The 26391-nt window shown below is 39.6% G+C and carries 27 protein-coding genes; 22 read left to right on the top strand and 5 right to left on the bottom strand.

Annotated elements, in window-relative coordinates:
- Positions 1-11 precede the first annotated feature (11 nt).
- From M2369_RS08015 to M2369_RS07955, 13 genes are all read left to right on the top strand, one after another.
- The gene (locus tag M2369_RS08015; protein ID WP_041508070.1) at positions 12-1727 is read left to right on the top strand and encodes an ABC transporter ATP-binding protein; all 1716 of its coding nucleotides are present in this window, start codon (positions 12-14) and stop codon (positions 1725-1727) included.
- On the top strand, positions 1718-2548 hold the full coding sequence (locus tag M2369_RS08010) for an energy-coupling factor transporter transmembrane component T family protein (RefSeq protein ID WP_041508069.1): 831 nt from the start codon (positions 1718-1720) through the stop codon (positions 2546-2548). Before M2369_RS08015 ends, M2369_RS08010 begins: the two co-directional genes overlap by 10 nt.
- A 161-nt stretch (positions 2549-2709) precedes the next feature.
- Complete coding sequence (locus M2369_RS08005) at positions 2710-2880, top strand: CxxH/CxxC protein (RefSeq protein ID WP_084231789.1); 171 nt, start codon at positions 2710-2712, stop codon at positions 2878-2880.
- Positions 2881-2960: 80 nt separating this feature from the next.
- Positions 2961-3440 (top strand): 23S rRNA (pseudouridine(1915)-N(3))-methyltransferase RlmH, encoded by a 480-nt coding sequence (rlmH, locus tag M2369_RS08000; RefSeq protein WP_041508068.1) that lies wholly within the window; start codon positions 2961-2963, stop codon positions 3438-3440.
- A 97-nt stretch (positions 3441-3537) separates the two neighbouring features.
- The gene (locus tag M2369_RS07995) at positions 3538-3729 is read left to right on the top strand and encodes a hypothetical protein (protein WP_235340299.1); all 192 of its coding nucleotides are present in this window, start codon (positions 3538-3540) and stop codon (positions 3727-3729) included.
- Positions 3692-3997, top strand: coding sequence for a hypothetical protein (locus M2369_RS07990; protein ID WP_235340298.1), 306 nt, complete (start codon positions 3692-3694; stop codon positions 3995-3997). The genes M2369_RS07995 and M2369_RS07990 overlap by 38 nt, the downstream gene beginning before the upstream one ends.
- Positions 3998-4680: 683 nt before the next feature.
- A complete protein-coding gene (locus M2369_RS07985) occupies positions 4681-6234 on the top strand; it encodes a restriction endonuclease FokI C-terminal domain-containing protein (RefSeq protein ID WP_041508067.1) in 1554 nt (517 codons plus the stop codon).
- Positions 6235-6331: 97 nt separating this feature from the next.
- A complete protein-coding gene (locus M2369_RS07980) occupies positions 6332-7501 on the top strand; it encodes a DNA cytosine methyltransferase (protein WP_041508066.1) in 1170 nt (389 codons plus the stop codon).
- Positions 7502-7913: 412 nt separating this feature from the next.
- The gene (locus M2369_RS07975; RefSeq protein ID WP_041508065.1) at positions 7914-9743 is read left to right on the top strand and encodes a hypothetical protein; all 1830 of its coding nucleotides are present in this window, start codon (positions 7914-7916) and stop codon (positions 9741-9743) included.
- A 59-nt stretch (positions 9744-9802) separates the two neighbouring features.
- Positions 9803-10669, top strand: coding sequence for an MBL fold metallo-hydrolase (locus tag M2369_RS07970; RefSeq protein ID WP_041508064.1), 867 nt, complete (start codon positions 9803-9805; stop codon positions 10667-10669).
- Positions 10670-10775: 106 nt separating this feature from the next.
- Positions 10776-12890, top strand: a complete 2115-nt coding sequence (locus M2369_RS07965) for an MMPL family transporter (protein WP_259253944.1) — start codon at positions 10776-10778, stop codon at positions 12888-12890.
- A complete protein-coding gene (locus M2369_RS07960; RefSeq protein WP_039164830.1) occupies positions 12891-13562 on the top strand; it encodes a response regulator transcription factor in 672 nt (223 codons plus the stop codon). It begins immediately after the preceding gene.
- Complete coding sequence (locus M2369_RS07955) at positions 13559-14932, top strand: sensor histidine kinase (RefSeq protein WP_041508062.1); 1374 nt, start codon at positions 13559-13561, stop codon at positions 14930-14932. The genes M2369_RS07960 and M2369_RS07955 overlap by 4 nt, the downstream gene beginning before the upstream one ends.
- A gap of 54 nt (positions 14933-14986) precedes the next feature.
- Here M2369_RS07955 and M2369_RS07950 read toward each other — a convergent pair whose 3' ends face one another.
- Together M2369_RS07950 and M2369_RS07945 are read right to left on the bottom strand one after the other, a co-directional pair.
- Positions 14987-15229 (bottom strand): hypothetical protein, encoded by a 243-nt coding sequence (locus M2369_RS07950; protein WP_041508061.1) that lies wholly within the window; start codon positions 15227-15229, stop codon positions 14987-14989.
- Between the two features lie 14 nt (positions 15230-15243).
- Complete coding sequence (locus M2369_RS07945; protein WP_058336403.1) at positions 15244-15492, bottom strand: hypothetical protein; 249 nt, start codon at positions 15490-15492, stop codon at positions 15244-15246.
- Between the two features lie 99 nt (positions 15493-15591).
- On the opposite strand from M2369_RS07945, the gene M2369_RS07940 reads away from it, so the two are divergent.
- The 5 genes from M2369_RS07940 to M2369_RS07920 all read left to right on the top strand — a co-directional run bounded on the left by M2369_RS07940 (position 15592) and on the right by M2369_RS07920 (position 18611).
- The gene (locus M2369_RS07940) at positions 15592-16185 is read left to right on the top strand and encodes a Crp/Fnr family transcriptional regulator (protein ID WP_259253943.1); all 594 of its coding nucleotides are present in this window, start codon (positions 15592-15594) and stop codon (positions 16183-16185) included.
- 71 nt (positions 16186-16256) lie between these two features.
- Positions 16257-16598: a darcynin family protein gene (locus M2369_RS07935; RefSeq protein WP_259253942.1), complete on the top strand. Its 342-nt coding sequence runs from the start codon at positions 16257-16259 to the stop codon at positions 16596-16598.
- Between the two features lie 105 nt (positions 16599-16703).
- Positions 16704-17213: an LURP-one-related/scramblase family protein gene (locus M2369_RS07930; protein WP_024718486.1), complete on the top strand. Its 510-nt coding sequence runs from the start codon at positions 16704-16706 to the stop codon at positions 17211-17213.
- A 17-nt stretch (positions 17214-17230) separates the two neighbouring features.
- Positions 17231-17737 (top strand): hypothetical protein, encoded by a 507-nt coding sequence (locus M2369_RS07925; RefSeq protein WP_142153380.1) that lies wholly within the window; start codon positions 17231-17233, stop codon positions 17735-17737.
- 13 nt (positions 17738-17750) lie between these two features.
- Positions 17751-18611, top strand: coding sequence for a LysR family transcriptional regulator (locus tag M2369_RS07920; RefSeq protein WP_259253941.1), 861 nt, complete (start codon positions 17751-17753; stop codon positions 18609-18611).
- 39 nt (positions 18612-18650) lie between these two features.
- Here the strand turns inward: M2369_RS07920 and M2369_RS07915 are convergent, their stop codons facing one another.
- Positions 18651-19547: a PhzF family phenazine biosynthesis protein gene (locus tag M2369_RS07915; protein WP_259253940.1), complete on the bottom strand. Its 897-nt coding sequence runs from the start codon at positions 19545-19547 to the stop codon at positions 18651-18653.
- Positions 19548-19867: 320 nt separating this feature from the next.
- Between M2369_RS07915 and M2369_RS07910 the strand changes: the two genes are divergently transcribed.
- Positions 19868-20431: an Imm64 family immunity protein gene (locus M2369_RS07910; RefSeq protein ID WP_259253939.1), complete on the top strand. Its 564-nt coding sequence runs from the start codon at positions 19868-19870 to the stop codon at positions 20429-20431.
- A gap of 38 nt (positions 20432-20469) precedes the next feature.
- Here the strand turns inward: M2369_RS07910 and M2369_RS07905 are convergent, their stop codons facing one another.
- On the bottom strand, positions 20470-21180 hold the full coding sequence (locus tag M2369_RS07905) for a GntR family transcriptional regulator (RefSeq protein ID WP_259253938.1): 711 nt from the start codon (positions 21178-21180) through the stop codon (positions 20470-20472).
- A 155-nt stretch (positions 21181-21335) separates the two neighbouring features.
- Between M2369_RS07905 and M2369_RS07900 the strand changes: the two genes are divergently transcribed.
- Positions 21336-23234, top strand: coding sequence for a beta-glucoside-specific PTS transporter subunit IIABC (locus M2369_RS07900; protein WP_259253937.1), 1899 nt, complete (start codon positions 21336-21338; stop codon positions 23232-23234).
- A 9-nt stretch (positions 23235-23243) separates the two neighbouring features.
- Positions 23244-24683: a 6-phospho-beta-glucosidase BglA gene (gene bglA, locus M2369_RS07895; protein WP_100325713.1), complete on the top strand. Its 1440-nt coding sequence runs from the start codon at positions 23244-23246 to the stop codon at positions 24681-24683.
- A gap of 51 nt (positions 24684-24734) precedes the next feature.
- Here bglA and M2369_RS07890 read toward each other — a convergent pair whose 3' ends face one another.
- Entirely contained in the window at positions 24735-24896 is a 162-nt protein-coding gene (locus M2369_RS07890; protein ID WP_041508051.1) for a hypothetical protein, read from the bottom strand.
- Positions 24897-25056: 160 nt separating this feature from the next.
- On the opposite strand from M2369_RS07890, the gene M2369_RS07885 reads away from it, so the two are divergent.
- On the top strand, positions 25057-26292 hold the full coding sequence (locus M2369_RS07885; RefSeq protein WP_058336393.1) for a TerD family protein: 1236 nt from the start codon (positions 25057-25059) through the stop codon (positions 26290-26292).
- Positions 26293-26391: the final 99 nt, after the last annotated feature.

The raw sequence follows: 26391 nt of genomic DNA, 5'->3' as shown, positions 1-26391 counted from the left end.
GGAACACATAAATGAAGAAACCGATGATTCAGTTCGAACATTTCGGATTCAAGTATCGCAGTCAGGCAGAACCAACATTGAAAGATATCAACCTGACCATCTATGAAGGAGAAAAAGTCCTCATCGCAGGCCCGTCTGGATCGGGAAAAAGCACACTAGCCCATTGTATCAATGGGCTAGTTCCTGCGTCTTATAAAGGTTCTATGGAAGGAAGTCTTCACATCGGCGGGAAAAATGCAGAGAAAGAGAACATTTTCTCTCTTTCACAGCTCGTCGGAACGGTACTGCAAGATCCTGATGGACAATTTATCGGGCTGACCGTTGGAGAAGATATCGCGTTCACACTAGAAAATGATCAAGTCACACGCGAAGAAATGAAAACACGTGTCGAGAAAGCGGCAAAATTAACAGAGGTAGACGGCAAACTGGCATCATCCGTGCATGAGCTGTCAGGCGGTCAAAAACAACGTGTCGCCATCGCAGGCGTACTTGTCAACGATGTCGACATTTTGCTGTTTGATGAACCACTGGCAAGCCTTGATCCCGCAACAGGTAAAGAAGTGATCGATCTCATTGACCGTCTGCAAAAAGAAACGAAAAAAACGGTCGTGATGGTGGAACATCGATTGGAAGACGTCCTCTTCCGCCATGTCGACCGCATCATCGTTGTCAATGACGGCACGATTGCAGCGGATATGACACCAGATGAATTGCTCGCCTCAAATGTATTAGAAGCGGCGTATTTACGTGAGCCTTTATATGTGAGAGCGATGAAATATGCAGGCATTCCGATTGCAGCAGGAGATCTGATCGCTGATTTACAGCATCTCACCTTAAATGACGAGGCAAAAGAGAAAATCGAGCAATGGATGGAAGCATCTGAGCCATCAGTTGAGCAGAATGCAGCGCCGGATTTACTAGAAGTGCGTGAGCTGAGCTTTGATTATCCGACAAGACCAAACACGCTGAGCAACATCTCTTTTACCGTCAAAAAAGGAGAAATGATCAGCATCGCCGGTGCCAATGGTGCAGGCAAGACGACACTATCCAAGGTGCTCTGCGCATTTGAAAAGCCAACAAAAGGGACAATCCTTTTAAATGGCGATGACATCACAGGAGACACCATCAAACAGCGCTCCGAACGAATCGGTGTCGTCATGCAAAACCCAAATCAAATGATTTCGAAACAAATGATTTTTGATGAAGTCGCCCTCGGTCTCGTTTTAAGAGGTGTGAAGGAAGACGACATCAAGGAACGAGTGGAGCGAGTCTTAAAAGTATGCGGGCTGTATCCATTTCGAAATTGGCCGATCTCAGCACTTAGTTTTGGACAGAAAAAACGCGTCACCATTGCATCCATTCTTGTGTTAGAGCCAGAAATCATCATTTTAGATGAGCCAACGGCCGGTCAAGATTTTAGACATTACACAGAGATGATGACGTTTTTAGAGCAATTAAATCAGCAGGGCGTCACGATTTTGATGATCACCCATGATATGCATCTCATGCTCGAATACACGACAAGAACCATCGTCATTTCAGATGGAGAAAAAATCGCAGATGATACACCAGCCAAAGTGTTGACAGATCAGTTGCTAGTCCAAAAGGCGAGCTTAAAGGAAACATCGCTGTATGAACTGGCGCTAAAAGCAGACTGGCCAAATCCAAATGAACTCGTGGATCGCTTCATTGAGGTTGACAGAAAGGAACGAATGACATGGCTGTAGACATGCTGTCTTATATCGATCGCCCATCGCCAATTCACCGGCTGACAGGGGCAACCAAACTCATTTGCTTTATCCTCTGGTCATCCGCAGCGATGCTCACATATGATACAGGCGTATTAGTGTTTATGCTAGTTGCCAGTATCGTGTTCTTTCAGCTATCAAACGTACGATTTCGTGATATCTCTTTCGTAGTGATTGTCTTGGCGATTTTTCTTGTCATCAATAACATCGCCATTTACGTCTTTGCGCCTCAGCAAGGTGTCGCCATCTATGGAGCGAAGCACGAGCTGTTTCACATTGCAGGCTGGTACAATGTCACACTTGAACAGCTTTTCTATCAATTGAACATTACACTGAAATACGTGACCGTGATGCCAGCGGCGCTTTTGTTTATCGTGACAACAAATCCAAGTGAATTCGCCTCATCGCTCAGCAGAATCGGGGTCAGCTACCGGATTTCGTATGCGGTAGCGATTGCGCTGCGCTACATCCCAGATATTCAGCGTGATTTTCGAACGATCGCGATTTCTCAGCAAGCAAGAGGTATTGATTTATCGAAGAATGAAAAACTGGGAAAACGGATTAAAAATGGGCTGTCGATTGTGATGCCGCTGATTTTCTCCAGCCTAGAGCGGATTGAAACGATCAGCAATGCGATGGAACTGCGCGGGTTTGGAAAGCATAAAAAGCGCACATGGTTTACGGCGAAAGACTTTCAAAAAGCAGATTATGCGGCGTTAATCTTTGTTGGAGCGGTACTGATTGTGTCGCTAGTGATTACATTTGTTAGAGGAACGAGATTTTATAATCCATTTTTATAGGAAGGAGCCTTCACAGGAGTGGAGGCTTTTTTATTTGGTTTGTGGATAAAAGGTGTGGAAAATGGTAAAAGACTATTAACATGTGAATAAATCGGTTATATTGAACAATGAGCGAAACACTTGTGAATAACCAAACAACATATTGGAGGAATTAGAAACTTATGAACAAATCAATTTATGCTTGTGCAGAACATATAGAAACCGTACTAGACATGTACATAGATGATCACGAAACACCGCCAGAATTCAGAAAAATCGAACATACACACAGCTTATCCACAACCTGTGAATTGTGCGATGAACCTGCAATATATATAGTGGGGAACGAATGATCGGACACAAAATACACAAATTTTATCCACAATTGTTGATAACTTATATGAATAACTTGTTCTTAAGGTGGGGATGACCTGTGAATATATCAATTATCACAGTAGGAAAACTAAAAGAGAAATATTTAAAGCAAGGCATAGCCGAATACACAAAACGATTACAGGCATACGCAAAAATCGAGATCATTGAGCTCGCAGACGAAAAAGCACCCGAGAATCTCAGCGAGCAAGACATGAAAATCATCAAAGACAAAGAAGGCGAACGCATCCTAAGCAAAATCAACCCAGACGCCCACGTCATCGCCCTCGCCATCGAAGGAAAAATGAAAAGTTCCGAAGAATTAGCCGATACAATAGATAAGCTGGCAACATACGGAAAAAGTAAGGTATGTTTTGTCATAGGCGGATCCCTTGGGTTAAGCGATGCTGTCATGCAGCGTGCGAATGAGAAACTGTCGTTTTCGAGGATGACGTTCCCGCATCAGTTGATGAGGTTGGTGTTGGTGGAGCAGATTTATCGGGCGTTTCGGATTGTGCGGGGGGAGCCTTATCATAAGTAAACGGGGATTTTAATTTTCAAAGTAAATAGTTTGACTAATCCTTAGTCGGGCTATTTTTTTTATAATAGATATATTAGTATATTGGAGGTCTTCGGTAGTGAAAGAAGTTTTTGTAAATAATGTTTCTAATTACATAGAAGAAATAAAAAATATATCCTCTAGAGGCTTTTCATTTTTCAGAGGACAAGGTTCAAATAAACATCAATTGCTTCCTTCTCTTTTAAGGAAGAATAATAGTTTAGTTGATGTGTATGGAACAAATTGTGACAAAAATTTTCAAAAGATATAATACCGGTTCACATCCTTTAAGTAGACAAGAAATACGACATGCAGTTTATAGAAGTGCAGTGAATGATTGGTTAAATCAACATATAGAAACCTATTATAATTCAGTTTCAACATATAAATATATATATAATATGACTAAGAAAAGGTTTTCGGATAAAACCGCACACGAAAATATTCAAACTATGCTTTACATATTAGAAATTGGACTAGAAAGTAAATATGAAACGTCTCCAGAGTATGCAGAAGAGTTTATGAAAAAAACACCATAACAATAAATCAAGAAAGCCGAATTGAGAAACTATCAATTTTATTAGATAAAGTAAATAATTTCTATGAAAAGATATATTGGGAGTACGGTATTAAATACCCTTTTTCAAAAGAAATTTATGGAGTTGAAAGTAGAAATTACAAAGTGCAAATACCTATTCTAATGATTATTGCAGATTTCTTGCGGAAATTAATTGAACGGGATGTAGATTTGACTAAAACAGTGAACACTGGAGTTATTCTCAAAGTAATATCAGATGTTATGAAAGATTCTTACTTAGAGAATAATTTTAAAGGTTCAAGTACAAGACCAGAATTATTAATAGAAACATCAAATAAATTGTTTGAAAAATTAGCTAAGGGTGATCTCGTTTAGATACATCACGGAGAGCCTTATCATAAGTAGCTTCAAAAGAATTGAAAGAACGAGCCTCAACTTCTAATGTAATATTGTTAATGTGTTGTTCGGATATTCTCCATCTGCTTTTCGAAAGTACTCAACAGAGTTTGAATGTTTATGGTTTCGATCTAATAAATTTCGGATAAATAAGGATATTTTTTAAAAAATAAACATTATAAAGTGAAAATGACCCATAATATACGAGTTCTACAAGAGATAGATAACTTAAATTTGGTGAAATTTGATACAATAAGACTATAGTTTATATGAAACGGAGTGATGAGTATGATTAATAATTGGCAAGTACCTCGAAATAAACGAAGACTTTATCCTGTTGTAGATATATTATCATTATTCACATTACAAAATTTAGGTGAGAATTGGAGAGGAAGTTTATCACGTCAATTAGATTTTGAAACAGAATTAGAAAGATATGGATTGAAAAGAGTGGGACAACGTAGGGATAGGAGAGCTGGTGGGGCGAGAACATACGAATCATGGTTATACAATTTAGGTCTTGTCTATATAGAAACAGAGACGAACATCACTCGTACTACATTAGCAGGAGATGCATTGCTTTCTGGTCAGCCACCAGTTCCTATTGTCACAAATCAATTAATGAAGTTGCAGTATCCTTCTCCTTACTCTTTAAGAAGAAGAGTAAATATCAATAAGCGCTTTCAAATTCGACCATTTCGCTTTCTATTAAAACTCCTATTAGATAATCGTGTACATACTTTGTCTAAAGAAGAGATTGGGAGATTTGTAATTACAGAAGGAGAAAACGAATCACAAGGGTGCTTTGAAAACGTGGTACAACGTATTTTAGATTACAGGTTACTGGGGGATGCTGTTTTACCCGAGAACTTTGAGGAGCTATATCCAAGTAGTACCACTGGTGTTAGAAGTCGAGAGAAGACTATCAGTGGATTAGAGGATATTGCTAATACCCTAATCAATTACTTGGAATATACTCAGTTCATAAGCAGGAATGATAATGGAAGTATATTTATTTTGCCTGAGAGAATTGTAGATGTGCAATCGATTATGACTGACGGGACCACATTGAGAAGGTTAGACGCTAATCATCAATTTGGCATAGAAAACTTTCAAAGAAACTTTGGATTAGCTCCAGGTCAAAATCGTGATAATCGTAATTTTGGTGGGCAAAACATTACAGATAATATATACAGAGAGAGGCGAATTCGGAGTGAACTTCTGCACATAGCGGGTACGACGCCAATATCCACCATAACCGATGACATATTAAACAGGATTTCGTCTGCGACCGGTTATACGACAAATGAGGTAGCAAGAGCTCTAGATGGATTTCGACCGGATACTTTTTCGCTGTTTGAAGCTACCTATATGAACATGGCTGTCAGCGGAAGAGAACTTGCTACCGAGTTTGAGTTGGCTACCCAAAATGTTTTTGAAGAGTTAGGGTTTAATGCCCAGCATGTGGGAGCTAAACCACTACATCCTGATATCTATGTAGAATCACCGTTGAACTATTCGGGAATCATTGATACTAAGGCTTACAGAAGGTACTCGATTACAAATGACCATAGAAATCGAATGGTCAGGAACTACATACCAACCTATAGAGATGATGACTTCACATTCTTTATGTACGTAGCAGATGGATTTGGTTCTAATATTTCTTCACAGATACAAAGTATTGCTGAAGAAACAAATATCAATGGAACGGTGATTACTGCATCTAATATAATGAGGCTTCTACAAAGGAATCAAGTCGCTACAATTGATCACGCTTCTCTTAGAAACTTGTTCACAAGCAACGAGGTAGTCTCGATTTCTGATATTAATTCATTGTAATAGAGAGTGTTCGTACTACAATTATTTTCAACCGTTTAACTATGGTGTATAATAAATAAAAGCGAACAAAAGTACGAACACTTGGAGTTGTGAAGTAATGATATTTAAAAAAGGCGAGCTCTTTTGTGGGCCAGGAGGATTGACGCTTGGGGCAAGAGAAGCTCAGATTGAAAAAAATGGTGAAGTATTCAAAGTAGAGCACCAATGGGCTAATGATTACGATGAAGCGACATGTAATACGTTTAGACATAACATATGTCCAGGAAATCCTGAATCAGTTATTTGGGAAGATGTTAGACAGTTAGATGTCACAAAGTTACCAGCAATAGATTGCTTTGCATTTGGCTTCCCTTGTAATGACTACAGCATAGTAGGCGAATCAAAGGGCTTGGAAGGTGAATACGGTCCTTTATACACTTATGGTATAAAGGTATTAAAGCATCATAAACCCAAATGGTTTATAGCAGAGAATGTAGGTGGGTTGGAAAGCTCCAATGAAGGAAAAGCATTTATAAAAATAATGCAGGAAATGGAAGAGTCAGGGTACAACATTACTCCTCATTTATACAAGTTTCAAGAGTATGGCGTACCGCAAGCTCGACATAGAATTATAATAGTCGGAATTAGGAAAGATTTTGGTTGGAAGTTTAAAGTGCCTAAAGCTCCTTTTAAGAGTCCTACACAGTGGAAAACAACAAGAGAAGCACTGGAAAATCCACCTATACCAGCAGATGCTTTTAACCATGAGTATACAAAACATAAAGGCAAGGTAATAGAGATGTTAGAGTCAATACCACCTGGTGAAAATGCATGGTTTGAAGGTATTCCAGAGCATTTGCGATTAAATGTAAAAGGTGCAAGATTATCTAACATCTATAAAAGGCTTAATCCTGATACCCCTGCTTATACGGTCACTGGTTCAGGTGGGGGTGGTACTCACATGTACCATTACGATGAGCCAAGAGCTTTGACTAATAGAGAGCGAGCGAGATTGCAAACTTTTCCAGATGACTTTGAGTTTTTGGGTGGGAAAGAAAGCGTCAGAAAGCAAATAGGCATGGCAGTTCCTCCAGACGGAGCAAAAGTTATAGTTGAAGCAATACTCAAATCTTTTGCAGGTATTGAATACGAATACGAAACTTCAAAATGGGAATATGAACTAAGTGAGATGTTACTTACTGGTCAAACTAAAAAGAGCAGAAAAAAGTCAAAATCCATTGAAGAAAAAGTATTAGAAGATGTAGTGCAAACAAAATTGTTTAAGTAATCTCATTAAAAAGTATCGTTTGAGGTAGTGTCCTTAGACGATACTTTTTTTAATTTCGGTAATTGAAGAAATTATAAAAAACATAGCATTCATACTTAGTTAAAGGAATATTTTATCTAGAGATAATATTATTTCTTTAAGAGCCCATATCAGTGATCATAAAGTAGATGTCTTTACTATTGGTCCTGATTTCAAGTTTTCCCACTTTATATTCTATAATTTGAAATGAGTAAAGGTTTTTTAAGTAGTTTGGTAAATCACCTAGTAAAGTGAAGTGGTAATTGGTATGGTTAGTGTCTGCCAAATTTTTATAGTAAAGTATATATTGGAAGATAAGAAGAATTATTTATTGTTTAAAAGAATCTCTTATAACGGAGATTAAGGGAGATCAATAGAATTAAAGGAGACTTCCATGAGTTTTAAAGCTGACTTTAAACATGAAATACGTAACGTAATAAAAGACGTAGAAAAAGAAATAAATAAAACATGGAAAATTGAATATAAAGGGCATTCTATAGAAATTACAAACCAAATAAAAGAAGAGCAACTAATCATTGATGGTGTGACAGTTGATAAAAAACAACGAAAAAGTTTATTGACTCATATAATTCCATATTCAAAATTGTCGGGGATATTGGAGCTTCAAGATGGTACAAAACACAAAGTGTCCGTTAAACTTGGTGGGTATGTACGATTTCGTTGTATGGTGAAGGTAGATCATGAAACGGTTTTAGATGAATCAATGAAGATAGACTTTCTACCATGGGATCATAAAGAGAAAATCGTTCCCTTTATTCAACAACAAATTCAATCACATCATAAAATAGTAGACGACCGTTTACCCGATGAAGATTATTTATTTGACGAAAATGAACCACGATTGACTCCCGGTTTATCTGATTATTATGTAGATGAACGACCTGCCCCTTTTTATGTGAAGAAGCTATTGAAGCTTTTTGAAAAACAACTAAATCATCCTGCAAATGAAACAAGAAAGAAAACATATGAAAAAATCATTTCTAACAATATGGCGAGCCGCAGCAGTGAGTTAATTGAACGATTTCAGCAAACGCAATGGGATGAGTCTCTTGTACAGCAAGAAGCGTTATGGCTTCTTGAGCATGCAGCGCATCGGGAGGTCGTCAAATTTGCAGTCATGATACTGGGATGTACGAACTGTGAAAAATACAAAGAGCTCTTATTCACAATAGGTATGCATGAAGAATTTACTTCTTATGTCGTGATTGCATTGAAGAATGGCACAATTCAAGGAAACGAACATGTTTGGCGTCTTGCAAAGTCCGTCGATGGATGGGGGAAGATTTCGGCTGTTGAGCAATTGGAAGCATCGACGCCAGAAATAAAACGATGGCTACTAACAAAGGGCTGCGAAAATACAATCATGAATGAATACTCAGCTTATACTTGCGCTCTTAATGGTGATTTAGAAACCGCTTTATCAGAAGATGAAATTTCCAAAGAATTATACGATGGAGCGAGTCTCATCATTCAAGCATTATTAGAAGATGAGGTTTCTATCTACGGAATCGATGAGTATTCAAATGCAAGCTCAGTTCTCTGCCGATTTATTCACCATGCTCATAAGCACTGCCAAACAATTGAGGACTTTTATCCAATATTGAAAATAAATGAGTTTTTAAATGATGAACAAGAGATTTGGGAAGACCGATTGAATGATTCATGGAAACAGGACGATTATAAGGCTATCCAGGAAGCTGTTCAACCGTTTATCAATGACAGTAGATGGTCAAAGCTTGCAACCGATTCGTTACAACAGGGTTTTAGCTCCCAAGCACTTGAAATCGCTCTCTTTTATCGTTTAGATGTGATTGAGCATCTATTTGCTTTACTTGAGAAAGATCCGACAAATAGTGAAATATACTTTGCTGTGATGGACACAAATCATCACCAGCATATTAGAGAGCTTTGTACATTTGCAGAAACACATTTATCGTTATCAAACCTCTCAGATGATGAAGTGGCTTGTCTACAATATATTGTGCAAGATTTATATGAACACGACGGTGTAGGATTGCCATTGATTCAAGCTGCACTTAGATCAAATGATGGAAATTTACAGTATCATGCTTTAAGTGTATTAAAAGAATGGCCTCCTTCGTATGCGCAGCAAGCGGCCACAAGAGAATTGATTGAACATATTGCTGTGAAGACAAAGGATAAAGAAGATCGAAAGTTAGCCAAATACTTATTAAAGAAATAGGATTCGGTTTACCTTCGCACTACGAGAATAAAATCTAAATATTAGAAAGCAGGCACACCATGCACACAATCAAAAAAATAGGCCAAACCTTCTCCTACATCACACCAGTATCACTCACAGACCGCCCTATCCTAGGCATGGTCGTAGGCAATAAAAAAACATTAATGATCGATGCCGGTAACTCAGAAGATCATGCGAAATATTTCATCCAAAAAACTTTAAAACAAGAGAACGCCACGCCGGATATGGTTGTCCTCACGCATTGGCATTGGGATCATATTTTTGGTCTGCCGGCGCTTCCTCATACGGTTTCAATTGCTTCTGCAAGAACCAGAAAGGAAATGGAGAAACTTCTTCCGTTTTCTTGGTCAGATGAGGCGATTGATGAGCGGGTGAGGGAAGGAACGGAGATTGAGTTTTGCGCGAAGGCGATAAAAGAAGAATATAAGAATCATCGAGAGATTCAGGTGGTTTTACCGGATGTGACGTTTGATCGTCGGATGGAGATTGATCTTGGCGGGGTCACTTGTGTTGTGCAGCATGTTGGGGGCGATCATGCTGCAGATTCAGTGGTCGTGTATGTGAAAGAAGAGAAAATTCTATTCCTAGGAGATTGCATTTATCCGAAAATGTATGCTGAAAAAGTACATTATACGGTAAAAGAAATTTTGCGTCTTTTAGATGAGTTAGATGCTTTTGATGCGGAGACATATATTCCATCGCACCAAAGACCGTGGACAAAAGAGGAGTTTCGTCAGGAAACAGACAAGCTTCGAATGATGGCGAACTACACTGATCTTTATGGTGGAGATCAGGAGAGAATCAAGAGTGAATATCAAACACATGTGAACAGAGAACTAAAAGAAGATGAGTTAGAGACGATCGCATATTTTGTAAATGGTTATGAAGGATTAGCAGAGGGATAAACCTCTGCTTTTTTTATTTTCATGGCTCGTCCTTTTCCCTGAGTTTATATCAAGTTTATATACGAGCGATATACTCGAACCGGTGAGAAAAGGAGGAGAACCATCAATGAAAGGATTCAGATCATTTATTGATAAAATGTCTACAAAAAAAGGAGCTTGGCTGACTGTTATCATTTGGCTCGTTTTCATGATCGGGTTGAGTGCTGGGCCTAAATTGGGCGATCATAAAGTAAGCAATTTTCAATCTTTACCTAGTGATGCTCAGTCCATCGTGACACAAAAGAAGTTAGATCAGTATTTCCCAAATGATAAAGGGACTCCGGGATTATATGTGTTCCATAACCCTAATGGAAAGCTGGTTATTCAAGATGTAAAAACGATCATTCAAGGAATCAAAGAGGCAAAGATTGAGGGGATTGAAGATATTGTCGATGTGTCCGCATTGCCTCCTCAAGCGTTATCCGCTTTTATATCAGAAGATGAAACGACCATGATTGTGCCAATGAATTTGAAAGCGGGATTAGGCAATGCTGATTATGCAAAGATTAATGATGAGACAACGGATGTCGGTACAAACATAGCGAAAGGGCTAGATGCTGATTTTTATATTACGGGTCCAGCAGGTATAGCGGGGGATACGGTGAAGCTGTTTGAATCTGCCGACTTGAAACTGCTATTAGCTACTGTTGCAATCATTTTGGTTTTATTGATCGTCATTTACCGTTCTCCGTTATTAGCGATCATTGCATTGTTCGCAACGGTAATTGTCTATCAAGTGGTCAATCAAGTTGTGGCTTTACTTGGCGTGGGTGGACTTGAAATCAATAACTCAACCACCTCGATTATGAGCATTTTGTTATTTGCTGCTGTGATTGATTATTCATTGTTTGTTTTCTCACGTTATCGTGAGGAGTTACAACATCATGAAAATCAATTTGAAGCGATGAAAGTGGCGATGCGTTCAACAGCCAAACCGGTCTTATTTGCAGGCGGTACAGTATTTGCGGCGATGATCATATTATTTGTGGCGGATTTCCGTGATTATCAAAACTTTGCGCCAATCTTTGGTGCTGCGATGGTGGTCATTATGATGGCTTCTGTCACACTGATTCCAGCCTTGTTTGCATTATTTGGCCGCAAAGCATTTTGGCCGAAAGTACCGACATATGGTGAAGCAAAAGAAGCAAAACATGGCATATGGGGACCTCTTGCCAAATTCGTGGTTCGAAAACCAGGATTAATTGGTGGTGCGGTCTTGCTGTTTTTACTTGTGACAGGTGCGAATATTTTCAATTTACATTATGAATTTAACTCGGTGAAAAATTTCCCGAAGGATTTACCTTCTCGTGTTGCATTTGAAATCGTTGAGGAAAAATTTAATAAAGGTGATCTAGCCCAGACAACAGTACTTGTGACTGGTCAAAAGCTAACTCAGGAACATTTACAAGAAATCTCCGCCCAATTCTCAGAAAATGAAGAGATAGGATCGGCTCGTCCTTCGGGGGTAACCAAAGATGGAGAGCACGGCAAAATGACGATATCATTAAAAGTGAATCCATACAGTATAGAGGCCATTGAATTTTTAGGAGATTTCCGTACAGATCAAGCCATCTATCGATTATCAGATGGTCAAAAGGTTCAGTTATCTTTTGCTGGCACAACAGCTAAATTAGTGGATGAGCAACAAGTGAATCAATCCGATATTAAAAAGATCGTATTACTGGAAACATTACTCATTCTGATCTTGTTACTCGTTTTGACACGTTCCATGAAAATGTCGATTTATATGATGGCGACGATTTTAATCTCATTTGTGTCTGCATTAGGCTTAGGTATTTTCTTAGTCGATGTGTTATTTGGATATGATGCGATTTCAACTCGCGCCCCTGTGTATGCCTTTATCTTTCTCGTGGCATTAGGAATTGATTATAACATCATCCTTGTGAGCCGTTTCTTAGAAGAACGCCAAACGTTACACGTCAAAGCTGCATTAGAAGTAGCGATACGAAACACAGGCGGGGTGATTTCTTCAGCGGGGATCATTCTTGCTGCAACGTTTGCCGCATTAATGACCATGCCGATTACGGATTTATTTATCTTTGGATTTATTGTCGCTATTGGGATTATCATCGATACATTCTTCGTGCGAGGAATGTTGCTGCCGTCACTCATATTATTCTTTGAAAAAGACAAAGCTAAGGAAATAAAGGAGGAAGGATAATTGCATGTATTGGTTGTGGATGATGATGAAGCCATTTTGCAATTAGTGTCCATCCATTTAGAGCAGGCGGGGTACCAAGTGACAAAAGCAAGCAATGCTGAGGCAGCGCTTGCTTTTTTGCAACAACAGTCATTTGATCTCATGATTATTGATGTGATGATGCCTGGGATGGATGGCTTTCAGCTGGCGAACATTGTGACGAAACAATATGAACTGCCGGTCATTATGTTGACAGCGAAAGGGCAGATTGAAGATAAGCAACAAGGATTTGAACAAGGGATTGATGATTATATCGTCAAACCATTTGAAACGAAAGAACTGCTATTCCGTGTAAATGCGATTTTACGACGATATCGTAAATCTATAGAAGCTATAACAACTGCGGGAAATGTTCAGATTGATACGAACCGCTGGGAATTAACGATTGCCAATCAGCAATATATCTGGCCTATGCGGGAATTAGAAATTCTATATTATCTGCTGCAGCGGGCAAACCGCAATGTAAGCCGCTGGGATTTAATTGATGACATTTGGGGGGATACGTTAGATCAACCCGAATTCACATTAAACACGCATATTAACCGCATACGAGAACGTTTAAAAAGGGCGGAAGCGACGATTGAAATTGTCACAATACGTGGTTTCGGCTATCAACTTGAGGTAAAAGAATGAAACTACAACAACGTTTTATGCTATATACGTGTTTGATTGTTTTGATTAGCATCTTCATTGGATTTATTTGTTCTAACTTGATTTACAATCATGTTGTCAAAGAGCAAATGAATGATCGATATTTAGCCATTGCCGAGCAGTTATCTAAACAAATCAAAGAACATGAAATTACCTTGCAGGCCTCTTCTGATTTTTTGCAAACCATGAGCGATCTAGGGTACCAAATCGCTTTGGTTAAAGAAGATGGGGAGATGAAGATGTTTGGCGAACCATTTAAAACGAAAAAATGGAATGACCAAATGCACGCCTTATTTGAAGGCGGAAAAGCGTACAATGGGATCAAATCCTTTAAAAATTCATACTTAATCATGAGTCATTTCGCAAATGATATACAAAATACAGTGGGGACGAAAATAGAAATTGACGGGGAAGAATGGGGCTTATTTTTACGCCCGAATAATATCAGTTTCTTTACAGAGTTTCATTTGATTATTTTTGGATTTATCTTCGCCGTTTTTGTGAGCAGTATCATTGGCATTTTATTTATGTCTCGAAAGGTCACCCAATCTCTTTCAGAATTGACGAGTGCGACGCAAGAGATGGCAAACCATAATTTTCAGTATCCATTAATGATCAATCGAAAAGATGAAATTGGTCAGCTTGCTGATCGTTTTCGGATGATGCAGCAGAAATTAGAGAATACCGATCAAGCAAGGAAGAAATTTGTGAATAACGTCTCGCACGATTTTCAGTCACCACTATTAAATATAAGAGGGTATTCTGAATTACTAAATGAGGAGATTTCATCAAGCGAAGGGAAAAAATACAACCACATTATTCAAACAGAAGCAAAGCGATTATCTAACTTAACGAAACAACTTCTCATTTTAACCTCTATTGATCAAGGGACATATCCAACGAATAAACAAATCGTCAGGGTGGATGAGCAGCTTCATCAAGTGGTCCATTCGATGCTATGGCGGATAGAAGAGAAAGGTCTAGAAATTAAGTTGGATCTACAGCCTGTTTCGGTATATGCGGATCGGACTTTGTTGATCAATGTTTGGGAGAATTTAATTGGCAATGCCATTAAGTACAACAAAGAGTTTGGGGAAATCAGTATTCATTGTAATGAAAATGAATCGAAAGCGGTTGTGACGATTAGAGATACGGGGATTGGCATAGAACAACACACATTAGAAAAAATATTTGAACGCTTTTACCGGGTAGATCAGGCACGAAATAAAGAGGGAATGGGTCTTGGATTATCCATCGTGCAAGAAGTCCTGTCGTACCACAATGCTTCTATTGAAGTAGAAAGCAATGAAAAAGAAGGAACGACCTTTACGACGGTTTTTCCAAAGAAATAGTATTTGAGAAAAGTCTCGTTTGCGTGTGTCAAATGAGACTTTTCTTTTTAATGTTTATGGTAAACCTACAAAGTCTTCTGCATCACGAACTGTGACAGACATCTGTTTTGCATTTACAATAATGACACAATCCCATGTCGGCTTTATTTGCAGTTCATCATTTTCATCAATACGGAGCATTCCTTTAAATTCAACCGTTTGTTCTAGAAAAACCATTTTCTTTTCTGTATCATCTTTGACTGCTGTTAAATGGTCAGGATAGTGAATCGTCCAATCATAAAAAGCGGTTTTCTTCATAGTTCCTCCTATTTTCATTCGTACACATCTCCGAATACTTCTTTTGTTTGCCGGATTGTCAGTGATTTATTGGTTGGATCAATTGAAATGACACAATCCCAAGTAGGTTTGATTTGTAGCTCGTTGTTGTCATCCATCCAGATGATGCTATTTAGTTCAATGGATGGCTCTAAAATGACCATTTTCTTTTCATAATGATCGGTAATCGCTGTTAAGTCCGCTTGTAAATGGACGGTCCAGTCAAAAAAAGTGATTTTTTTCATTGTTTCTCCCCTCATCATCGCTTATATTTCCATTATAACTTGAGTGTTTCCTGATACAATTTTTATCAAGTCTTCCATTACTAGAGAGGTAACTTACAGATGGATAAAATAACTAACCCATACGACACGTTCAAAACCAAAATATCGAAATATCTTATTGAACATAAGCATTGGCAAGCCTTTAAAGATGGAACAACGATTAAACAATTAAAAGCGGGTACATGCATAATCAAGGCTGGCGATCCAGTGAAGCATCATGCCTATTTCTGCATAACAGGTCTCTTCCGTCTCTTCTATTTGTTACCGGATGGAAGGGAGTACAACGTGGCTTTTACGTTGGAAGATGATTTTGCTACTTCTTATGCAAGTATGATCAACGGGCAGCCTTCTCCTTATTCGATTGAAGCGATGGAGGATTCTATCGTGATTGAAATTCCGTATGATCTGCTTCAAATGTTGATGGACAGCAGTCATATGTGGGAGCGGTTTGTTCGGGTGAGTGTAGAAAGGCTGTATACGAGAAAGGAAGAGCGTGAGAGGGAACTGCTATATTTGCCAGCCATTGAGCGATATCAGGCGTTTTTATTGAAATATCCCGGGTTACATCAACGTATCGCTCAATATCATATTGCCTCATATATCGGTATTTCTCCAGTTTCGCTGAGCAGGCTGCTGCATCCTGCTGAACATTAACCTATGTTAATGCACATTCTCTAGATCTGGCGTACAATCATCACATCATAGAAGAATCGAGGGGCTTGATGATGAAATATATGATGGTTGTTTTATTAGAGTTCTATCCATCTTGGCTTGCTTTACCACGAGAGGAGCGCAGAACCCATGCGGCTTCGCTGCAAGAGTTGATGCAGAAATATGAGGAACATGTGACGGTGCGTTTTTTTGATGCTGAAGCTCTTCCAGGTAAGGATTACACAGATTTTGTGATGTGTGAAACAGATGACCTGAAGTTCTATCATTTTATGTGGGAAGAGATTAGAGGTTCTATTCCTTACACAAGTGGTTATGTCAAAATGAAAGAGGTCATCATGGGAATGGAAGATGCTTTTCAAACATATGAAAAAGAATCTCTGAAAATGGATCAGTAATCGAAAACCACCTGCTATCAGGTGGTTTTTTGCACATTCTATTATTTGGTATAATCAGGGGTAAGGGAAGAACGGATAAATTTTTGAACGGAATCGGAGGTACTTATGAAGCAGCTGTATATGAAGCAAAAGGTATTTAGTCTGAGCGGCAGGTTTACGGTAAAGGACCAACAGGAGAATGATGTATATGTGGTCGAAGGTAGCTTTATGAAGGTGCCAAAGACGTTTACCATTTTGAATACAGAACGAGAAGTCATTGCTGTAATCACGAAGAAAATGTTTAGCTTTTTACCAAAGTTTTTAGTAGAAGTCGATGGACAAGAGGTATTGACGATCAAAAAAGAGTTTACATTCTTCAAAGCAAAATATTCAATTGATGCTGCTGGTATCGAAGTACAAGGGAACTGGTGGGATATGAATTTCCAAGTGCTGCAAAGCGGCGAAGTGATCGGTCAGGTAAAGAAGGAATGGTTTACTTGGGGGGATAGCTACAAGGTGGATATTTTGAAAGAAGAGATGGAGCCTGTGATGATTGCATTGGTTGTTGCGATTGATTGTGTGAAGGCGGATGAAGCGGCGTCTAGGTCTTCGTCGACGACAACGATGAATAATTAATTGGAGGTTTTAAAAAGTTGGACAACCTCACCCGCATTTTAAGATTAAGAGATGCAGAGATATGGGCGTATGAATTTCTCGATAATAAAGACATCATCGTCTATTTCTCGATTACAGATTTAAATAGAAAAGCAACGATTCATGATAACCCTCTGGCTACTCAAGAAGAACTGGATGAAAGAGATAATTACATATCAATGGATGTGCACAGCCATCTAGATCTCAAGAAAACGCTAGAAGAAGATATATTTGATGACTTTATCACCAATATCTCAGCTTTAGTAGAGCATATGCATGATTTTCACAATGCGCATGTTTTTATTCATATGCATGTTCATGACAAAATCGAATTGACAGATTTTCAGTTAGAAAAAGATGAAGAGATGCATGGCGATGAAAAAGAACAACTTTATACATTTAAACGTTTATGGATTCAGCAGGCATGTTTTCAATTGGTCGAACAACAATTAAATCGAAAAATCACAGACATGTCTAACAGTAGGTTTTGCCAAGATCTAAAGTGAGGTGAGCAAACGAATGACATTCCCATACAAAGTATTTCAAACAGTCGTCGAATGCGGTAGCTTTACAAAAGCTGGTGAGAAGCTTGGGTTGACGCAGTCTGGGGTGAGTCATAATATGGCGAAGCTTGAGTCAGAGCTTGGGATTGTGCTGCTTCATCGGAATCGAAACGGGCTGTCGCTGACAGATGCAGGTGAGCGGGTGATGCCCCATATTCGCCAAATCATTCATCATGCGTCATTGCTTGAGCAGGAGGCGGCGTTGATTCAAGGGATGGAAGTGGGGAGCATTAAGATCGGCACGTTCTCTAGTTTTTCTTCAAAAATGCTTCCGCAGCTCATTCATCGTTTTACGAAAAGTTATCCCAATATCCAATTGGAATTATACGAAGGCGGCTATGAAGAGATTGAAGAGTGGATCGCGTCTGGCACAGTTGATCTTGGGTTTTTAACACAGCCATCTAGAGATTTGGAAACTGTTCCACTGTTTCAAGATGAATTGGTGGTGCTCATGCAAGAGAGTCATCGTTTCCATACAAAGAAGGTGATGGAAGTGGCTTCGTTCCAAGATGAACCATTTATTATGCCAAAAGCGGGCTGTGATCAACTCATTAAGAAATTATTAAAAGACAGAGGCGTGAAGCCCCATGTTTTATTTGAGATTGGGGACAACAATACGCTCATCTCTATGGTTCAGGAAGGCCTTGGGCTCACGATCATTCCAAAGTTGATTTTGCCGCCTCAGGTGTCTCATGCGAACGTGATTCCACTTGAGACCAGTGTTTATCGCGAAATCAATATGGCATTTAAATCTTTTAACGCAGCCTCTCCCTCTACTAAAAGATGGATTGAAGCAGTCAAAGATCATTTTAAATAGATTCAGCTTGAACGAGAGTCTCTGTTCAAGCTGATCAATTTATAGCGTGATCACCCCACGAATGGTAATAACCGCTGCACCTGCTACTTTAATGACCGGCTTTGTTTCATTCGGAATGACCGTGATACGAAGCAATCCTGGTCTGCCGATTGCATCACCTTGAGCAATGCGCAGATGAGTGGTTTCTTGCTGAGAAATGATCCCTTCCAAATACAGATATCCGGCCAATGCCCCGTTGGCTGCTCCCGTTACAGGATCTTCGGGTATACCAATGCCAGGTGCAAAATCCCTTGTATAAAGGTCACAGTCCTTTGTGGATTGAAACGTATAAAGATGAGTCGTTGTGATGTCCTGCTCTTTATTCATTTTTCCTAAAGCTGCTAAGTTTGGTGCTGCTTGATCAATGTCATGCTGGTGTTTCAGCGGAACCAGGAGATGCCAGTTTCCGGTGTTTGCTAATTTTATAGGATAGGATGGATCAATTCTGTCACTGCTTATACCGAGCATGTCACTAAGCTCTTCTACATCCATGATAAAATCTCGCGTCTTTGGCGTGACCTGTGTCATCTCCACACCCACAAGTTTTCCATTCTCTTCGTGCCATACAACGGGAACATGGCCGATCTTTGTTTCTAACACCACCCCTGATTTTTCTTTAGCCATCCCTAGCTCTGTCGCTAAAAGCCAAGTCAACCCAACCGTCGCATGCCCGCAGAAATTGACCTCTTCCGTTGGAGTGAAATATTTCACTCGATAATCGGCTTTCTCATCATGTGCCGGCAGCAAGAAAACGGACTCGGGTAAGTTCAACTCCTTGGCGATATTCTGCATCTCATCCTCCGTTAACCATTCCCCATCCAACACCACCCCAGCGGCATTACCTCCAAATTTCTCAGTTGTAAACGCATCGACATGATACACCCTAATATCTTTCATCTGACGAATCCTCCTAAACATGTTGTTATGTTCATCATAAGTGTGTAGGATGCATTCGTAAAATGAATCTTTTTGATGTGATGTATTGGAATTGTTTATGTAATATCAACCAACTAGGCGCTAAGGGCGGGAAAGTCTACGTACCATTACAGGAAAAAGATTGTCAGAGAGTGGTAAGACGGTAAAGACATTTAAGGGAAAAAATAATGATGGATCGAAAGGGAGGTACGAAGGAACCTGCTTTTTTGTAGTATGCTTGAACAAAACAAAAAGAAGGCGAGGGATTCAGCATAGCTTTAGGAGGATATATCAATATTGGATTGGTATTCTATGATGACATTCATTTAATAACCACTTTTCACAAACTGACTGACTATTTAACAAAAAAAGGAATGTCAATAACGAAAGTAAAGTTTAGTCAAGACGCTAATGGCGAAGCATGGATCGAACATGATGTAAAAGATAATAAAATCAAAAACAATTACTTGGAAGGTTTTTATACAGAATTTGAATTGGAGGGGACATGTCTAAAACATACAACCATGAACATACAAAAAGAAGCTGGTTTTGTTGGGTTCGTTCTGTGTTTAAATTGGACAGAGGTTTTTTCACATGATGTCGTTCGTATTCAACAGGAGATCGTACAGTGTCTTGTAGAACTTTATCATACTCTTCCGTTTGAGTATGCATTCATTGGTCATGAAATGGAAGTCGAGCTTCATCCAGATGATGTTGAAAAGAGTATGCAAGAACATCATGCTTTTCCAGTTGTTCTTATAGGTAAAGGGGATTATTTAGTCATTTTTTATGGTGATACTCTCATTGACGGGCTAACTACTCAAGAGAGAGGGAAGAAATATTTAAAGGTTAAAAGAGAACAGTAGAAAAGCCTCCTGAATGTATCAGGGGCTTTTTCCTTTCATCACCTATAATAATTATTCGCCTGAATAAAAAATTGGGATTGCATGTAGTTATACGTGATTTTCGAGAAGTCGAAGGGCTGTCCGTTTGTGAGATGGAAAACGGTCTCAACGCGGAGGGCAGGATCGTCTTGTTTAAGTCCGAGATGCTTCGCTTCAGTTTCGTTTAGTTTGCCAACTTGCAGGTACATGTCAGAAAAGCCCACTTTAAGACCAAGGCCTTCACTAATGAATTTAAATACAGAATCGGCTGCAATTTCTGTGTTGAGGTAAGGAATAATGGTTTTCCGGTAATAGGACTCTTCTAAACATAAAGTTTGTCCATTGATGTAACGAATGCGTTTAAGGTAGAAAACATCCTCATCTAGTTCAATGTTTAAATTCAGCGCAGCTTCTTCTGGCGGTTTGACGGTATCTAACGTGAGAACTTCTGATGTCAGTTGAAATTCCTCTAAATCTTTTTTAAACCCTTGGTTGGATAATAGGCTAATATAGCCTTTGCGCCTATGCCTTCTCACAAAGATGCCGCTGCCCCTCACCTGATAGACAATCCCTTTTCTTTCGAGTAAATCTAATGATTTGATAATTGTACTTTTGCTCACAGCAAATTGATTCATGAGCGTCTCAAGCACAGGGAGTTTGTCTCCTTGCTGCAGCTCATGTGTGACAATATATTTTTCAATATCGCTCGCAATTTGTTGATACTTTAACATAGCCATTCCTCTTTGTTTTCACGATTTATTGTCTTTGTATTATAGCACATCCCGATTTCTCTTTGATATGCAAACTCAAATTATATATGTATTGATAAATTGTACCGGTATAATTATAATGTACGTATACTAGTAGTGATAAAGGGGGGGTTTATATGTCAAAAGTGAGGGATTATCAAAAGCTTGCAGAAGACATCTTAGAAGCAGTTGGTGGAGAAGAAAATGTGGTGAGTGCCGCAAGATGCGCCACGAGGCTTCGTTTGGTGCTGAAGCGTTCTAATCCAAAGGCAAAAGAAGCAGTCAACGCCATGCCTGGCGTCATTACAGTGGTGGAAAACGGTGGTCAGTTTCAGGTTGTGATCGGTCAGCATGTAGGTGAGGTATATGAGCATTTTTCCAACCTTATTCAGCTCCAAACGTCGGATGATGACCAGCCGAATGAAAACAAAGGAACGATACTGAATCGGGTCATTGCGACCATGTCCGCTGTGTTTGCGCCATTTGTGTATATTTTAGCCGCAGCTGGTATTTTGCAAGGTGCACTTATCTTAATAAATTTGATATTTCCAAGCTTCTCGAAAACAGGCACTTATGAAGTGTTTAGCTTTATTTCTTGGGCACCGTTTACGTTCTTGCCCATTTTTATTGCGATAACTGCAGCCAAGCATTTCAAAACGAATATGTATATCGCGGTTGCTTGTACAGCTGCGCTTGTCAGTCCTTCTTGGACAGAGATTGCCGGACGTGTAGCATCAGGGGAAGGTGTGACCTTTTTAGGGATTGCGTTATCTGAAACGGTTTATACATCATCCGTCTTGCCACCGCTTTTCTTAGTATGGATTCTTACCTATGTAGAAAAATTCTTAAACAAACGAATTCATGAGGTCGTCAAACCGCTATTTGTCCCATTTTTATGCATGGTCGTCATGGTTCCGTTAACCATACTATTAATCGGTCCTCTTTCGACAGCAGGTGCAAATGGGATTGCAAACGGATACAATATTTTAGCTGAAAATGTACCAGCTCTGGCAGGGGCCATTATCGGCGGTTTCTGGCAAGTACTCGTGATTTTCGGTGTTCACTGGGGCATCACGCCAATGGTACTTGCGAACTTTGAACAATATGGACGTGACTCCTTTCAGGCATATCAAACCATCGCTGTTATCGCTCAAGTCGGTGCGGTGCTGGGAGTTATTCTAAAAGCAAGAAATCGGGAAACACGGAAAGTTGGGGTTTCAGCTGGAATCACAGGACTCTTCGGTATTACGGAGCCTGCGATTTACGGTGTCACCTTACGTTTTAAAAAGCCGTTTATTTTCGGGTGTATTTCTGGAGCGGTCGGTGCCGTTGTGGCCAGTTTCTTTACGCCTTATTACTTTGCATATGCAGGACTGCCTGGCCCGCTGACCATTGTGAACGGAATCAGTGCAGATTATCCAACGTCTATCATTGGTATTTTGATTGGTGTGGCCATTGCGCTCATTTTACCAGTTGTGCTTATTCAAATGTTCGGATATGGAGAAGATACGGTAGAACAGTCAGCTGGTGAAACACCTGTTAAAGATCAAGACGGAGAAACGACACAAGCTTCTATGAACAATGAAGAAATGATCACGGCTCCATTTACAGGAAAGGTGCTTTCGTTATCTGAAGTGCCAGATCCCGTATTTAGCTCTGGGGCGATGGGGAAAGGTTTTGCCATTCATCCGACCGATAACAAACTGTTTGCACCGTTTGACGGCAGTATCGTCATGCTTGCACCAACAAAACATGCGATTGGTCTGCGTTCTGAATTTGGTGTAGAGTTACTTGTTCATGTAGGAATTGATACGGTTTCTCTAGATGGATCGGCATTTACACTCAATATCAAAGAAGGCGACAAGGTGAAAAAGGGTGACTTGTTGATGACATTTGATCAGGAAGCAATTGAAAGCAAAGGATTACAAACAATCACACCTGTTATCATTACCAATACCCAAGCATACGAAGATGTGATTGTAGAGAAACATTCGACATGTCAGCCAACTGACGTCATGATGACAATTGTGAAATAGGAGGAATAGATAATGACTTTACCAAAAGATTTCTTATGGGGCGGGGCATTAGCCGCTCATCAATTCGAAGGTGGATGGAATGCAGCTGGCAAAGGGCCGAGTGTTGTAGATGTGATGACAGCAGGTGCTCATGGTGTACCAAGACAGATCACGGAAACGATAGAAGAAGGAACTTTTTATCCAAACCATGAAGCCATTGATTTCTACCATCGTTACAAAGAAGATATCGCCATGTTTGCTGAAATGGGATTAAAATGCTTGCGAACATCGATCGGCTGGAGCCGAATTTTCCCTAAAGGGGATGAAGAAGAGCCGAATGAAGCAGGCTTACAGTTTTATGATGATGTGTTTGATGAACTGATTAAACATGGAATCGAGCCTGTCATTACGCTGTCTCACTTTGAAATGCCCCTTCATTTGGCAAGAGAATACGGCGGATTCCGAAGCAGAAAAGTCGCTGAATATTTCGCGAATTTCGCGGAAGTTTGCTTCAATCGTTACAAGGACAAGGTCACGTACTGGATGACATTTAATGAAATCAATAACAAAATGGACGTCAACAACCCGTTGTTCCTTTGGACAAATTCAGGGGTATCTGTCAAAGAAGGCGAAAATGCCAAAGAAGTCATGTATCAAGCGGGCCATCATGAATTGCTTGCAAGTGCATGGGCAGTGGCAAAAGGAAAAGAGATCAATCCTTCCTTTCAAATTGGAGCGATGGTGTCCCACGTGCCAATTTATCCATATTCCTCAAACCCAGAGGATGTCATGCTGGCAGAAGAATATATGAGACAGCGCTATTTCTTCCCAGATGTCCAAGTGCGTGGCTACTATCCAAGCTACGCGTTAAAAGAATTTGAGCGCGAAGGCTATCACATTCCATTTGAAGAAGGCGATGAAGAAAGTTTAAGAAAAGGAAAAGTAGATTACCTTGGCTTTAGCTACTACATGTCTACAACGGTCAAAAGCGATGCAGTATCTGATCACAACGGAGACATTGTCAATGGAGCATTGCCACATGGTGTAGAAAATCCGTATATCAAATCAAGTGACTGGGGCTGGTCCATTGATCCGACAGGCTTAAGATATACATTGAATCGTTTTTACGATCGCTATCAAATCCCGCTATTCATTGTGGAAAATGGCTTTGGTGCCATTGATCAAGTGGAAGAAGACGGCTCTATTCATGACCCAGAGCGAATTCAATATCTCGCTTCTCATATTCAAGCACTGAAAAAAGCGGTTGAATATGACGGTGTGGACCTCATCGGCTACACACCTTGGGGCATCATTGATATCGTGTCATTCACAACCGGTGAAATGAAAAAACGCTACGGCATGATTTATGTTGACCGTGATAACGAAGGTAATGGTTCAATGAAGCGTCTTAAAAAAGATTCGTTTACTTGGTATCAAAACGTCATCGCAACGAATGGTGAAGAAGTGTAATAAAGAAATGACTGGCCCGGATGAGCGTGGGATGCGCTTGTTCGGGTTTTTTTATTTCCTATGCTTCAATGTGGCCTGAATACAAATAAAAAAGAGAGTGATCACAATAAAATAATTCATTGGATTGTGGAAGACATTGATACTAAATGCTAATTGAAGAAGAATCCAAAAACCGAATATCACTGTAACAGCTGGGATGATTTTTTTATACACATTGATTCTCCTTTCGAGAGTAGTTTGTTTTTAGGTGGCATTGTCTCATATCATTGCAGAGATGAAAAGAGAGAAAGATATTAATAGGTTCTATTGCACTATTTGGTATAATTGGTCTATAAAAACGATAAATGGTAGATAAAGAATAGGAGTTGTTGAAATGAATCAAACTCTGCAAATGGGTGCCAATACCGTACTAAACTCTCCAAAGGGGCAATTATCCATCAGTTATGAAGTGTCATCTGCAATTGATATTTCTTTAACGGCGTTTCTCTTAACAGATTCAAATCTAGTTCAAGGAGATAATGGCATTATTTTTTACAATCAGCCGGAGAGTACTACGGGTGTCGCAACACTTTTACCAGCAGAGATATCAGATCAGTTGAAAAGACATCAATTGAATTTTGATATGAGCAAAGTGCCTGTCGGAATCACAAAGATGGCTATTACACTAACAGAGGATCGAGGAATCGGCTTTTCTCATGTGAAGAATCTGCAAGCAGAAATTCGAACAGGTGATGAGGTCCTATACCTAACACCAGTAAGCTTTACAAATGAAAAGGGCATTGTCGTAGTAGAGCTATACATAAGAAATAGTGAAACGAAAGCACGATCCATCTGGCGTGGCTTCGATTCTGGATTGGAAGGGCTATGCAAGCTTTATGGGGTGGAGGTTGAACCTGATGAACAGGATGTTTCTACACCTCCTGAAATGGTTTCTGAAAAACAAATTAATGAGCCTGCTCCAATGAACACAGCGGCTAAAGAGAAAGTCGCTGCACCTATTAGCTTAGAGAAAGTTCAAGGTAAAATTAGTCTAGACAAAGGTCATAAACCGATCATCATTGAAAAAACACCAGAGATTACGGCTACAGTATCTTGGGAGTCTGGAACCGATTATGATATTTACGCATTGGTCTATACGAAGTCAGGAAAACAAATAGATGTGGCCATGTTTGGCGCAAAAGGTGTTCCCGCTCTCAAAAGTTACGGTAACGGGGCTGTTGAGCATATGGGAGATGTCGGTAGAGATCGTGAATCAATGAAAACAGAAGTCATTAAACTAAGGTTAAATGATGATATCCTTGCGGTGGTACCCGTTGTTTACTCTGCTCAATCAAATGGAACAGGTTCTTTCTATAGATATAGAGTGTCTATGAGTATCGATAATCATCAAGGAACGTCTGTCACGATTCACGCGAAACATGCAAATGACAATGATCGAATTTATTCTTGTGTTCCAGGTATTCTTCAAAACACAAATGATGGCGTGATCATCCGTCCACTAGAGCTTTACAGTAAACCAAACTCTGAGCGTAGACCGAAGTTAAAAATGAAATATTCAAATGAGATCGATGTTTTGATGGATAAAGGACCAATCAATGATTATAAGTAACGTGAACATGTGGCCAGACAGAGTATAATGAACTGTCTGGCCTTTTCTATATCTCTACAATGGATAAACTCGTTTATCCATTGTAGAGGGTAAATTGAA

It is taken from the genome of Bacillus sp. JUb11, from assembly GCF_024807925.1.
Taxonomy (GTDB): Bacteria; Bacillota; Bacilli; order Bacillales; family Bacillaceae; genus Bacillus; species Bacillus altitudinis.
Note: the sequence above shows the minus strand (reverse complement) of the source record. Positions and strands in the feature narration are given on the sequence as shown.

Coding starts and splice junctions, on each gene's coding strand:
- M2369_RS07930 (WP_024718486.1), top strand. CDS start 16,704: ATGAAGCAGCTGTATATGAAGCAAAAGGTATTTAGTCTGAGCGGCAGG.
- M2369_RS08010 (WP_041508069.1), top strand. CDS start 1,718: ATGGCTGTAGACATGCTGTCTTATATCGATCGCCCATCGCCAATTCAC.
- M2369_RS07975 (WP_041508065.1), top strand. CDS start 7,914: ATGAGTTTTAAAGCTGACTTTAAACATGAAATACGTAACGTAATAAAA.
- M2369_RS07915 (WP_259253940.1), bottom strand. CDS start 19,547: ATGAAAGATATTAGGGTGTATCATGTCGATGCGTTTACAACTGAGAAA.
- M2369_RS07985 (WP_041508067.1), top strand. CDS start 4,681: ATGATTAATAATTGGCAAGTACCTCGAAATAAACGAAGACTTTATCCT.
- M2369_RS07940 (WP_259253943.1), top strand. CDS start 15,592: ATGGATAAAATAACTAACCCATACGACACGTTCAAAACCAAAATATCG.
- M2369_RS07945 (WP_058336403.1), bottom strand. CDS start 15,492: ATGAAAAAAATCACTTTTTTTGACTGGACCGTCCATTTACAAGCGGAC.
- M2369_RS07885 (WP_058336393.1), top strand. CDS start 25,057: ATGAATCAAACTCTGCAAATGGGTGCCAATACCGTACTAAACTCTCCA.
- M2369_RS07970 (WP_041508064.1), top strand. CDS start 9,803: ATGCACACAATCAAAAAAATAGGCCAAACCTTCTCCTACATCACACCA.
- M2369_RS07900 (WP_259253937.1), top strand. CDS start 21,336: ATGTCAAAAGTGAGGGATTATCAAAAGCTTGCAGAAGACATCTTAGAA.
- M2369_RS08015 (WP_041508070.1), top strand. CDS start 12: ATGAAGAAACCGATGATTCAGTTCGAACATTTCGGATTCAAGTATCGC.
- M2369_RS07935 (WP_259253942.1), top strand. CDS start 16,257: ATGAAATATATGATGGTTGTTTTATTAGAGTTCTATCCATCTTGGCTT.
- M2369_RS07950 (WP_041508061.1), bottom strand. CDS start 15,229: ATGAAGAAAACCGCTTTTTATGATTGGACGATTCACTATCCTGACCAT.
- M2369_RS07965 (WP_259253944.1), top strand. CDS start 10,776: ATGAAAGGATTCAGATCATTTATTGATAAAATGTCTACAAAAAAAGGA.
- M2369_RS07980 (WP_041508066.1), top strand. CDS start 6,332: ATGATATTTAAAAAAGGCGAGCTCTTTTGTGGGCCAGGAGGATTGACG.
- M2369_RS07920 (WP_259253941.1), top strand. CDS start 17,751: ATGACATTCCCATACAAAGTATTTCAAACAGTCGTCGAATGCGGTAGC.
- M2369_RS07905 (WP_259253938.1), bottom strand. CDS start 21,180: ATGTTAAAGTATCAACAAATTGCGAGCGATATTGAAAAATATATTGTC.
- M2369_RS07990 (WP_235340298.1), top strand. CDS start 3,692: ATGGAACAAATTGTGACAAAAATTTTCAAAAGATATAATACCGGTTCA.
- M2369_RS07955 (WP_041508062.1), top strand. CDS start 13,559: ATGAAACTACAACAACGTTTTATGCTATATACGTGTTTGATTGTTTTG.
- M2369_RS08005 (WP_084231789.1), top strand. CDS start 2,710: ATGAACAAATCAATTTATGCTTGTGCAGAACATATAGAAACCGTACTA.